We start from the raw sequence: 13,140 nt of genomic DNA on the forward strand, positions 1-13,140 counted from the left end.
GCTGGCGCGAGGACGGCACCCTCGAATACCTGGGGCGCAATGACGACCAGGTGAAAATCCGTGGCGTGCGCATCGAACTCGGCGAAATCGAGACCTGCCTCAATCAGTTGCCGGGGATTCAGGACGCCGTGCTGCTGGCCCGTGAAGATCAGCCCGGCCAGCCGCGACTGGTGGCGTATTTCACCGAAGCCGCGCAAGCCGAAGCGCTGAACGTCGGCGAGCTGCGGGCGCATCTGCTGGGGCAACTGCCGGAGTACATGGTGCCGGCCGCTTTTGTCCGGCTTGACGCTTTGCCGCTGACGGCCAACGGCAAAGTCGACCGCAAGGCGTTGCCGAAACCGGATCTGGCGGCGCTGTTCACCCGTGAATACGTCGCGCCGCAAGACGAAATGGAAGCCACCCTGGCGCAGACTTGGGCCGAGGTGCTGCAGGTCGAACGGGTCGGGCGCCATGATCATTTCTTCGAACTCGGCGGGCATTCGTTGCTGGCGATGCGCATGGTCGCGCAGGTCCGGCAACGGTTGGGGCTGGAGCTGGCGTTGGCGGATCTGTTCGCCAATGCCGAACTGGCGGCGGTCGCTGAGTGCCTGGCGGGTGCCGAGCGCAGCACCCAGCCGTCGATTGTCCCGGTAACGCGTGACGGCACCTTGTCCTTCGCCCAGCAACGCCTGTGGTTCCTCGCGCAAATGGAGGGCGGCAACTCGGCGTACAACATCCCCATCGCCCTGCGCTTGCGCGGTCGACTCGACATTGATGCGCTGCAATCGGCGCTGGCGCGCATCGTGGCCCGCCACGAAACCCTGCGCAGCCGCTTCATTAGTCGCGATGACACTGCGCAGGTGACGATTGCGCCGGTCGACAGCGGCCTGCTGCTGCGTGTGGAAGATTTGCGCCAAGAGCCTCAGGCCGAGGACACCTTGCAGAGGTTGATGGCGAAGGAGGCCTCGACGGCGTTTGATCTGCAGAACGACCCGCTGATTCGCGGACAGCTGGTGCGTCTGGCCGACGATCACCATGTGCTGTTGCTGACCGTGCATCATATCGTCGCCGACGGTTGGTCGATGGGCGTGCTGACCCGCGAGCTGATGGCGTTGTATCAGGCATTCAGCCAGGGCCAGCCCGATCCGTTGCCGGCGCTGACGTTGCAATACGGCGACTACGCGGTGTGGCAACGACGCTGGCTCAGCGGTGAAGTGCTGCAACGGCAAAGTGATTACTGGCAACAAACCCTCGACGGTGCTCCAGCGCTGTTGACGCTGCCCACCGATCGTCCGCGCCCGGCGCATCAGGATTATGCTGGCAGCAACCTCGAAGTGGTGCTGGACCCACACCTGAGCGCCGCACTCAAAGCCCTGAGCCAGCGGCATGGCGTGACCCTGTTCATGACCCTGACGAGTGCCTGGGCATTGCTGATGAGTCGTCTGTCCGGGCAGGCCGATGTGGTGATCGGTTCGCCAGTGGCCAACCGCACCCGCGCGGAAATCGAAGGCTTGATCGGCATGTTCGTCAACACCCTGGCGCTGCGCATCGATACCTCGGGCGAGCCGAGTGTCGAAACGCTGTTGGCACGGGTCAAGGCACGGACACTGGAGGCGCAGGCGCATCAGGACTTGCCGTTCGAGCAGGTGGTGGAAATCACCCGACCGTCGCGCAGCCTGGCGCACAGTCCGCTGTTCCAGACCACTCTGAGCTGGGACAGTCACATCGGGCCGCAACTGGCGCTGGGCGAGCTGACACTGGAAGCTGTAGCCGGCGCCGACGAGATCGCCAAGTTCGACCTGACGCTGACCCTCGGCGAGGTCAATGGCGTGATTCGCGGCTCGCTGAACTACGCCACGGCGCTGTTCGACGAATCGACGATCCGCCGCTTTGTCGGTTATTTCCAGCGGCTGCTGCAAGCGATGGTCGGCAATGATCACGCGGTACTCGAACACGTGCCGTTACTGGCGGCGGATGAGCGTCAGCGCTTGCTCGTCGAGTTCAACGCCACCGCGCGTGATTACCCGCAGGCCCTGACCGTGCACGGGATTTTCCAGCAACAAGCGGCCGCGCATCCAAAGGCTGTGGCGGCGGTGCATGGCGCGCAATCGCTGAGTTATTTCGAACTGAACGCGCAGGCCAATCGCCTGGCTCATCACCTGATCGGCCAAGGCGTGCAACCGGGTGATCACGTGGCGATCCTGCTGCCACGCTCGCTGGAACTGCTGGTGGCGCAACTGGCGATTGCCAAGTGCGCGGCGGCCTATGTGCCACTGGACATCCACGCGCCGAGCGAGCGTCAGGCGTTCATGGTCGAGGACTGTCGCGCGGCCGCGCTGCTGACCCTGAGCGGCGAAGTCATCGATTACGCCGCGCCGCGTATCGATCTGGACAGGCTGACCCTCAACGGGCAACCGACACACAACCCTAACCTGGTGCAGTCTTCCGAGTCGCAGGCGTACATCATGTACACCTCCGGCTCCACTGGCACGCCGAAGGGGGTGATGGTGCCGCACCGTGGCATCGGCCGCTTGGTGCTCAATAACGGTTATGCCGATTTCAATGCGCAGGATCGCGTGGTGTTCGCCTCGAACCCGGCGTTCGATGCCAGCACCATGGACATCTGGGGGCCGTTGCTCAACGGTGGTCGCGTGGTGATCATCGACCATCAGACCCTGCTGGATCCGCAGGCCTTTGGCCGTGAACTGAATGCCAGTGGCGCGACGATTCTGTTCGTCACCACGGCGTTGTTCAACCAGTACGTGCAACTGATTTCCCAAGCCCTCAAAGGCCTGCGCATTCTGCTCTGTGGTGGCGAGCGTGGGGATCCGGCGGCGTTCCGCACGCTGCTCGCCGAGGCACCGGAGCTGCGCATTGTGCATTGCTACGGCCCGACCGAAACCACCACCTACGCCACGACGTTCGAAGTGCGGGAGGTGGCGGAAAATGCCGAGAGCGTGCCGATCGGTGGGCCGATTTCCAACACTCAGGTCTATGTGCTCGATGCGCATCAGCAACCAGTGCCGATGGGCGTGACCGGTGAGCTGTATATCGGCGGGCAGGGCGTGGCGCTGGGTTATCTGAACCGAGCCGATCTGACCGCCGAGAAATTCCTCCGCGATCCGTTCAGCGATAAACCCGGCGCGTTGTTGTATCGCACCGGCGACCTCGCGCGCTGGCTGGCACCGGGGCAACTCGATTGCGTCGGGCGCAACGACGATCAGGTGAAAATCCGTGGTTTCCGCATCGAACTGGGTGAGATCGAAAACCGCCTGCTGAACTGCGCGGGGATCAAGGAAGCCGTGGTGCTGGCACGCCGCGACGCTCAGGAGCCCCCGCGTCTGGTCGCCTATTTCACCGCGCACGATGGACAACTCGACAGCGTTGAACTGCACGCGCAACTGTCGACGCGCTTGCCGGAGTACATGCTGCCGACGGCCTGGGTGCAACTGGAAGCGTTGCCGCTGAACAACAACGGCAAGATCGACCGCAAGGCGCTGCCGGCACCGACCCAGGCCGCCATGCTCAGCCGGGTCTATGTAGCGCCGGTCACTGCGCTGGAGGAAAACCTGGCGCGCATCTGGGCCGGGTTGTTGCAGGTCGAGCAGGTGGGACGACACGATAATTTCTTCGAGTTGGGCGGGCATTCGTTGCTGGCGATGCGCATGCTGTCGCAGGTTCGCCAACAGCTGGACGTGGAGCTGACCTTGGCCGAGCTGTTCGCCAATCCCGAGTTGGCAGCCGTGGCGCAGGTGTTGAGCCGGGCCGCGCGCAGCACGTTGCCGGAGATTGTGCCGGCAGCGCGTGAGCAAGCGCTGCCGCTGTCGTTCGCGCAACAGCGCCTGTGGTTCCTGGCGCAAATGGACGGTGGCAACACGGCGTACAACATTCCGCTGGGCCTGCGTCTGCGCGGGCGGCTGGATGAAGACGCGCTGCAACGGGCTCTGGCGCGCATTGTCGAGCGCCACGAAACCCTGCGCAGCCGCTTCACCCAGATCGACGATCAGGCGCAGGTACTGATCGTGCCAGCCGAGGCCGGTCTGTTGCTGCAAGTTGAAGATTTGCGCCAGCACCCGCAGGCCGATAATGCCTTGCGTGGGCTGATCGAGGAGCAAGCCAGCGCACCGTTCAATCTTGCCCGCGATTCGCTGATTCGCGGGCGACTGGTGCGTCTGGCCGACGATCACCATGTGCTGTTGCTGACGCTGCACCACATCATCTCCGATGGCTGGTCGATGGGCGTGCTGACCCGTGAGCTGGCGGCGCTGTACCAAGCTTTCAGCCATGACCAACAAGACCCGTTGCCAGCGCTGGCGCTGCAGTACAGCGATTACGCGGTGTGGCAACGCCGTTGGCTCAGTGGCGAGGTACTGCAACGGCAGAGCGATTACTGGCAGCAGACCCTGGCCGGTGCCCCGGCGTTGCTGACCCTGCCAACCGATCGTCCGCGTCCGGCGCAACAGGACTTTGCCGGCAGCCATATCGACGTAGTGCTGGGCGCGCCGCTGAGTCGCGGACTCAAAGCGCTGTGCCAACGTCGCGCTGTGACGCCGTACATGGTGATCCTCAGCGCTTGGGCGATGTTACTCAGTCGCTTGTCCGGGCAGACCGACGTGGTCATCGGCTCGCCGGTGGCCAACCGCACCCGCGCCGAGATCGAAGGCTTGATCGGCATGTTCGTCAACACCCTGGCCCTGCGCATCGACACCTCGGGCGCACTCAGCGGCGAAGCGTTGCTGGCGCGGGTCAAGGCGCAAACCCTGGCGGCGCAGGCGCATCAGGATCTGCCGTTCGAACACGTGGTGGACATCAGCAAACCGCTGCGCAGTCTGGCCCACAGCGCGTTGTTCCAGACCCTGCTGAGCTGGGACAACAATGACGGCCCGAGCGTGAAACTTGGCGAGCTGACGCTGGAAGGCGTGGCGGGGGAGAGCCACTTTGTGAAGTTCGACCTGTCGCTGAGTCTCGGCGATAGCGCCGATGGCGTTCGCGGCTCGCTGCGTTATGCCACGGCGTTGTTCGATGAATCGACGGTGCGGCGTTTTGTCGGTTACTTCCAGCGCTTGCTCGCTGCGCTGGTGAGCGATGAACAAACGCTGCTGGAGCAGGTGCCGTTGCTGGCGCAGGAAGAACGTCAGCGCCTGTTGCACGACTTCAACGCGAGCGAAGTCGATTGCCCACTCGAACAGCCGTTGCACTGCTTGTTTGAAGCACAGGTACGGGCTAAACCCGTGGCCATCGCCGTGCAGTCCGAATCCGGGTGCCTCACCTATCGCGAACTCAATGCACGGGCCAATCAACTGGCTCATCACTTGCGCGAACAGGGCGTGCAGCCGGATTCACGCGTGGCGATTTGCGTCGAGCGCGGGCTTGATCTGGTGGTCGGTCTGCTCGGCATTCTGAAGGCAGGCGGGGCGTATGTGCCGCTGGATCCGGGGTATCCGGCGGATCGTCTGGCCTACATGCTCAAGGACAGCGCGCCGGTCGCGGTGCTGGTGCAAGCGGCGACGCGTTCGCTGTTCGACGCGCCTGCAATGACCTTGATCGACCTCGATCAAGGTCATTGGCAGCAGCCCGATCACGATCCGCAGGTGCCGGGCCTGAGTGCCGCGAACCTCGCCTACATGATCTACACCTCCGGTTCCACCGGCCTGCCAAAAGGCGTGATGATCGAGCATCGCAGCGCCTGCAACATGGTGCATTGGGGCTCGCAGATCAGCCCGCCGACCGAGAACGGCGCGTTGCTGCAAAAGGCCCCGTTCAGCTTCGACAGTTCGGTGTGGGAGATTTTCTGGCCGCTGTGTTCCGGCCTGCGTCTGGTACTGGCGCGGCCGGATGGCAACCGCGATTCGGCTTATGTGGTGCAGGCGATTCGCGAGCACCAAGTGTCGGTGGTCAAGTTCGTGCCGGCGCTGCTGCAGGACTTCATTGAGCAGGCCGATGTCAGCCAGTGCACCAGCCTCACCGATGTGCTCAACGGTGGCGGCGAACTCAGCGCGGCGCTGGCGCGGCAGGTGCGCGATCGCTTGCCGTGGGTGCGTTTGCACAACGTTTACGGCCCGACTGAAACCACGGTCGACAGCACCGGCTGGACACTTGAACCGGATCAGCCGGTGCCGCACAACGCGGTGCCAATCGGCAAGGCGCTGAGCAACACGCGCTTGTACGTGCTCGATGCTTACGATCAACCGGTGCCGCAGGGTGTCAGCGGCCAGTTGCACATTGGCGGTGTGGGTGTGGCGCGCGGTTATCACCGATTGCCGCAGATGCAGGCCGAGCGTTTCATCGACAGTCCGTTCGTGGCCGGTGATCGGCTGTACCGCACTGGCGATCTGGCGCGCTACAACAACGACGGTGATCTGGAGTTCCTCGGGCGCAACGATTTCCAGATCAAGCTGCGTGGCTTGCGTCTGGAACCGGGCGAAATCGAAGCGCGGCTGATCGAACATCCGGCGATTCGCGAAGCGGTGGTGATGGTGCGCGACGAGCGTCTGGTCGCCTGGTACACCCTGCGCGCCGGGGTGCAGGCGCCAGGCCTGGAGGTTTTGCGCGCTCATGTACTCGAGCATTTGCCGGAGTACATGGTGCCCGGCGCCTATGTGCTAATCGACGCATTGCCGCTGACCCCCAACGACAAGGTCGACCGCAAGGCCTTGCCAGAGCCGGGCGCCGACGCGGTGATCAACCGTCCCTATGTGACGCCGCAAGGCGAGGTGGAAACCGCGATGGCGCGGATCTGGGCTGACGTGCTCGGCGTCGAGCAGATCGGTCGTCACGACAACTTCTTCGAATTGGGTGGGCATTCGTTGCTCGCGGTGCGGCTGGTCAATCTGCTGCAACGTGGCGGACTGCAAGTGTCGCTGGCCGAATTGTTCCAGCACCCGAGCATCGAGTCGGCGGCAGCGTTGCTCGCTCAGGATGAAATGGCCGGACTGCCGGAAGGGCTGGTCGTGGTGCGAGCCGGAGATACCGGTACGCCGCTGTTCCTGGTGCATGAATTCAGCGGCCGCGACGTGTATTTCCCGACGCTGGCGCAGCACATTGGCGGCGAATTTGCGATTTATGGCCTGCCCGGCGTGCCGCTGGGTCAGCCACAGTTGCGCACGATCGAATGCATGGCCACGCGGATGGCCGGGATCATCCGTTCGGTGCAGCCACACGGGCCGTATCGTCTGGCGGGCTGGTCGTTCGGCGGAGTGCTGGCCCATGAGGTTGCCCAGCAATTGCTGGGTCAGGATCAACCGGTGGACTTCATCGGCATGCTCGACAGTTACGCGCCCAACTCGCTGGCCCAGGACAAGGCGATGTGGAGCGGCAAGGATCTCGACAAGCGTCAGTTGCTCGGGCATTGCCGCGGGCGTGCGCTGATGCTCGGTGCCGATGGCACCGCCGCGTTGGCGGCGGTCGAGGCTCTGGAAGCCGAGATGGAGCAGTTGGATTTCCACGCGCTGTTCCAGCGTTGCCAGGTGCAGCAACTGACCGATCCGGAACTGGCCACGGTCAGCGCAGCGGATGCCTGGCATTACTTCGATCGCGAGGCGGCGCATCGCTTGGCCTTGGCGCATTACCGGGTCAGCCCGGCGAGCCAGACGATTCATCTGTTCCGCGCGCAGGCGCTGATGGACGGGCAATCTGCGTCGAGCCCGACGCGCGGTTGGGAAGCGCGTTTCGATCGCCGTCTGTTGCAGTGCATCGATATCCCCGGCGATCACCGCAGCATGATGAAAAATCCGCATATTCAAGCGTTGGGGCAGGCCATCACTCAAGCACTTGAGGCCTTGGTCGCGCCCGCCACGGCGGTGTATCAGCCGCTGCTGACGATCCAGACCGGGCACGTGGGGCATGCGCCGATTTTCTGCGTACCGGGGGCAGGTGACAGCGTCACCGGGTTCATTCATCTGACCGAAGCGATCGGGCCGGAGTGGCCGATCATCGGACTGCAACCGCGCGGGCTGGACGGCAGCAGTGTGCCGCACAGTCAGGTCGAGGCCGCTGCTGCGTTTTATCTGCAGGCGATCGCGCAGGCTTACCCGCAAGGTCCGGTGCACCTGATCGGCCATTCGTTCGGCGGTTGGGTGGCGCATGCCATGGCGGCGCAGTTGCAAGCGGTCGGGCGCGAGGTGGCATCGTTGACGTTGATCGACAGCGAAGCTCCCGGCGGCGACGGCACGGCGGGCAAACCGTATACCGGCACGGCGGCGCTGGAGCGCTTGATCGACACGCTGCAACTGTCCAGTGGCAAGTCGCTGGAGATCGATCCGCAGGTTTTTGCCGACGCTGATGACGCTACGCAAATGCGCTTGCTGCATGCCGGGATGGTGCGCGCCGGCGTGCTGTCGGAGCGCGCGGCGCCGAATGCGATGCACGGCCCGGTACGCACCTTCGCCACAGCATTGCGCACGGTCTATCAACCGCAACTGGCTTACACCGGCCCGGTGCGGCTGGCACTGGTCGATGACCCGACGCTGGATGCCTGGGGCAATCAGCGCGAGCAAGCGGCGATGGTCGAAGGCTGGCAACGCCAGGTTGCGGATCTGGCGGTGTGGTACGGGCCGGGCAACCACTTCACGATTCTCAAGGCGCCCAACGTCTTCAGTCTCGCAGCGTGGTGGCACGACGGCCTGAAAGTGCCGGCCGGGCAAGTGCTGTCCTGATTGTTGTTTATCTACCAGAACCCGGCCGCTGGCCGGGCTCACCCCTGAACGGACTTGTGGTCATTTATGGAAAAGTCGAAGTTGCGCAAAGTCGGTATGGGTCTGGCGTTGGTGGCAGTAGCGGGATTGGCGTTCTACGCGGTGCAGGCACCGGCCGAGGCACCGCAATACCTGACCGCCCCGGTGGAACGCGGAGACATTGAAAACGCGGTGCTGGCCACCGGGTTGCTCGAAGGTATCAAGCAAGTGGACGTCGGCGCGCAGGTGTCCGGGCAATTGAAGTCGCTCAAGGTCAAGGTCGGCGACAAGGTGAAGAAGGGCCAGTGGCTGGCGGAAATCGATCCGCTGGTGCTGCAGAACACTCTGCGTCAGGCCCAGGTCGATGAGGAAAACCTGCAAGCGCAGAAACGCGCCACTCAGGCTCAACTGAGGCAGACCAAAGCGATTTACGAGCGCTACAAGAACTTGCAGGACGATGCGTCGATCTCGCGTCAGGATTTTGAAACCGCCGAGTCTGACTATCAGGTGCAGCAGGCCAATCTGATGTCGCTGGATGCGCAGATCAAAAGTGCACACATCCAGATCGACACGGCCAAAGTCAATCTGGCGTACACGCGGATTGTCGCGCCGATCGATGGCGACGTGGTCGGCGTGGTCACTCAAGAAGGGCAAACGGTGATCGCCAGCCAACTGGCGCCGGTCCTGCTGAAACTGGCGGATCTGGACACCATGACGGTCAAGGCGCAGGTCTCCGAAGCCGATGTGATTCATATCGCGCCGGGACAGGAGGTGTATTTCACCATTCTTGGCGAGGACAAACGCTACTACGCGAAACTGCGCGGCACGGACCCTGCGCCGCAGAACTTTCTTGAAACACCGCCCGCCGGCACGCCGAAACAAAGCAGCGCGGTGTTTTACAACGCGTTGTTCGAGGTGCCGAATCCCGACCATCGTTTGCGCATCTCGATGACCGCGCAGGTGCGCATTATCCTCGACACCGCCAAGGCAGTGCTGACCGTGCCGGTGGCGGCGCTCGGCCCGCGCAATGCCGATGGCAGTTTTCCGGTGCGGGTGCTGGATGCCAAGGGCCACGCGCAGTCGCGCAATGTGCAAACCGGGATCAACAACAACGTCAAAGTGCAGATCAATAGCGGTCTGGCGGAAGGTGATCGCGTGGTCATCGGTGATCCGCTGACCAATGTGGCGGGGGCCTGAGCATGACTGAACCACTGCTGCAGCTCACCGGTATCACCCGCAGTTTTACCGCCGGCGACCGCGAATTTCTCGCGCTGAAGAACATCAACCTGACGATCCATGCCGGGGAAATGGTCGCGATCATCGGTGCCTCGGGTTCCGGTAAGTCGACGCTGATGAACATCCTCGGTTGCCTCGATTACGCCACCGCCGGCAGCTACAGGATCAACGGCCAGGAAACCCGCGATCTGGACAATCAGGCATTGGCCGAACTGCGCCGCGACTACTTCGGTTTCATCTTTCAGCGCTACCACTTGCTGCCGCATTTGAGCGCGATGCACAACGTCGAGATGCCGGCGATTTATGCCGGCACGCCGCAGCTTCAACGCCATGCCCGTGCCCGTGAGTTGTTGGCGCGGCTGGGTCTGGAAGGGCATTTGACGCATCGGCCAAGCCAGCTCTCCGGCGGTCAGCAACAGCGCGTGAGTATCGCCCGGGCGTTGATGAATGGCGGCGAAGTGATCCTCGCCGACGAGCCGACCGGGGCTCTCGACACGGCCAGCGGCAAGGAGGTGATGCGCATCCTGCTGGAGCTGCACGCGGCGGGCCACACGGTGATTCTGGTGACCCACGACCCGAAAGTCGCGGCCAACGCCGAGCGCATTATTGAAGTCAGTGACGGCGAAATCCTCAGCGACCGCGTCAACGAGCGCGACACCACGCACCTGCTCAGCGAAGAGCCGGTAGCACCGAAAGCCGCTGCGTCGCGGCGCTTGGTCGCCAGTCTCGGGTTGTTCAAAGAGGCGTTCGCCATGGCGTGGGTGGCGTTGATCTCGCACCGCATGCGCACCTTGCTGACCATGCTCGGCATCGTCATCGGCATTACTTCCGTGGTGTCAATTTCAGCGGTCGGCGAGGGCGCCAAGAACTATGTGCTCAAGGACATCGCGGCCATTGGCAGCAACACCATTGATGTCTATCCCGGCAGCAGTTACGGCGACAAACGTGCAGCGGCCATCGAAACCCTGACGCCGGCCGATGTCACCGCGCTGAATCAGTTGTATTACGTCGACAGCGCCACGCCGATGATCGGCCGCAGCCTGTTGCTGCGCTATCGCAATATCGATCTGGACGCGCAGGTCAACGGCGTCAGCGATCAGTACTTCAAAGTGCGCGGGATCAAGATGGCCGCCGGTATTGCGTTCAGCGAAAACGACGCACGGCGCCAGGCGCAGGTGGTGGTCATCGATCACAACACCCGTCAGCGTTTGTTCGGGCAGGACGTCGATCCGTTGGGCCAGGTAATCCTGATCGGCAACTTGCCGTGCACGGTGATCGGCGTGGCCGCGCAGGATAAAAGCCTCTTCGCCTCGGGCAAGACCCTCAACGTCTGGGTGCCTTACGAAACGGCGGCCGGGCGGGTGTTGGGTCAGCGTTATCTGGACAGCATCAGCGTGCGCATGAAGGACGGCCAGCCGAGCAAAGTGGTGGAAGAGCACGTCACCCAACTACTGCTGCAACGCCACGGCACCAAGGATTTTTTCACCAACAACCTCGACAGCGTCTTGCAGACCGTGCAGAAAACCAGCCGCTCACTGGCGTTGCTGCTGTCCCTGATTGCGGTGATTTCCCTGGTGGTTGGCGGTATCGGGGTGATGAACATCATGCTGGTGTCGGTGACCGAGCGGACCCGCGAGATCGGCATTCGCATGGCGGTGGGCGCACGGCAGTCGGACATTCGTCAGCAGTTTCTGGTGGAGGCGGTGATGGTGTGTCTGTTGGGCGGGGCGATCGGGATTTCCCTGTCGTATGCCATCGGGCACCTGTTTTCGGTGTTTATCAAGGAATGGGAGATGGTGTTTTCGTTGGCGTCGGTGCTGACGGCGGTGGTGTGTTCGACGTTGATCGGGATTGTGTTTGGCTTTGTGCCGGCGCGGAATGCTTCGCGGCTTGATCCGATTGAGGCGTTGGCGCGGGATTAAAAGCGAACCCTCACCCTAGCCCTCTCCCAGAGGGAGAGGGGACTGATCGCGGTGTTCTTTCGAGGTACACCGACCTGAGATACCAAGTCGAGCTCAGGTTTTGAAGCGCACAAAGATCGGCTCCCTTTCCCCCTCGCCCCCTTGGGGGCGGTCCGACGTTTCGGGAGGGCTGGGGTGAGGGGGTAAATCCCACTGACACACCGCAAAACCTCGAACCACCACCATCCAGTTTTTCCATCAATAAACACAACGCCGATTGCCCGTTTAAATTACACGACCCGTTACGTCATACCGCCTACAACACCTTGCGTCGTTACCTACGCGTACGCCAGAATCCGCCGGCTTACGCGGCTATGGGTCGGGATATATCGTTTGCCTGTCACTGCAAATCAGTGATCGGGTTTGGTAGCCCGCTTCGGTACCGCCGTATGGCGCCACCTTATGCAGTCTCTTTTTGCGGCTGCGTTTTTTATGGTGGACATGCGTGGGGCTCATTCATGAGCGCCGGGTTTCCGTATCGACCGGTCTACCAACCCGCGCATGGCCGCCACCTTCGTTTGGTAGCGAAAGTGATGGCTCCGGTTAATTTCGATACGAGACTTCATCTATGTTCAAAGCCACACCCAACCCACCAGATACCGATCCAATCCCCCTACGACGCCGCGCTCGAACCTCAAAACATCAAAGAGGCCACAGAACGGGCGATCAATTTCTACCTCAATCCTTCCGCGCTCAAAACCTCAAAACCCACCCGCAAAACCGGCAAGATCTACCTGATCGACCCCACCGTTGATGACGAAACCCTGCTCGTTGAAGCCTACGAATCGTTGTCATCGGCCAGTGACATGGCCCGCGACCTTGCCGACTCGGTCGACAGCCCTCACCGCAAGAAAATGCTGATCCTGCAGCAGGTGATCATGTTGAGTGAACTGGTGGTGAGTCGCGTCCTCGACAATCAGCGCTTGCCCAACTAATTGCGAAACTGTCGCGCGAGGGAGCCTGCTCCCTCGCTGCGCAGAAGGAGTTTGAGCCTATGTCCAAGACACCCGACCCGCCGGTTACTGCGGCCAATATCATGGCCACGCCCTACACGCCCAACGCTATGTTCCAGGTCAACCCGCAAACCGATACCGAATCCCTGCTGGCAAACGCCTGTGAATCGCTGGCCTCGGCCTCGGTGATGTTGTGTGATTTTGCCGGGATGCTGGAGGGGCCGCATCGCCAGACCTTGCTGGGCATCGCGCAAGTGGTGATGTTGGGGGAATTGGCGGTGAGTCAGGCATTGGAGCACGTCGCGGGAGTGCCCTCACCCTAACCCTCTCCCAGGGGGA

Annotated in this window: 4 protein-coding genes and 1 pseudogene (1 of these 5 cut by a window edge); all 5 read left to right on the top strand. The window is 62.5% G+C overall.

Annotation, left to right across the window (positions count from 1 at the left end; translation table 11 throughout):
• Nucleotides 1-8,633, top strand: partial view of a non-ribosomal peptide synthetase gene (locus F8N44_RS12340; RefSeq protein WP_150650502.1) — the end only. The gene continues 9,193 nt to the left of window position 1, outside the view; only the last 8,633 of its 17,826 coding nucleotides appear in the window; its start codon lies beyond the left edge, outside the window; its stop codon occupies nucleotides 8,631-8,633.
• Between the two features lie 66 nt (nucleotides 8,634-8,699).
• A complete protein-coding gene (gene macA / locus F8N44_RS12345; protein WP_150650503.1) occupies nucleotides 8,700-9,848 on the top strand; it encodes a macrolide transporter subunit MacA in 1,149 nt (382 codons plus the stop codon).
• 2 nt (nucleotides 9,849-9,850) lie between these two features.
• Entirely contained in the window at nucleotides 9,851-11,809 is a 1,959-nt protein-coding gene (locus F8N44_RS12350) for a MacB family efflux pump subunit (protein ID WP_150650504.1), read from the top strand.
• Nucleotides 11,810-12,416: 607 nt separating this feature from the next.
• Nucleotides 12,417-12,783: pseudogene (locus F8N44_RS12355) on the top strand (DUF6124 family protein).
• Nucleotides 12,783-13,124, top strand: coding sequence for a DUF6124 family protein (locus F8N44_RS12360; RefSeq protein ID WP_412071511.1), 342 nt, complete (start codon nucleotides 12,783-12,785; stop codon nucleotides 13,122-13,124). Before F8N44_RS12355 ends, F8N44_RS12360 begins: the two are co-directional and overlap by 1 nt.
• Nucleotides 13,125-13,140 lie beyond the last annotated feature (16 nt).

Source organism: Pseudomonas fluorescens (assembly GCF_902497745.1).
In the GTDB taxonomy this organism is placed as follows: Bacteria; Pseudomonadota; Gammaproteobacteria; order Pseudomonadales; family Pseudomonadaceae; genus Aquipseudomonas; species Aquipseudomonas fluorescens_BM.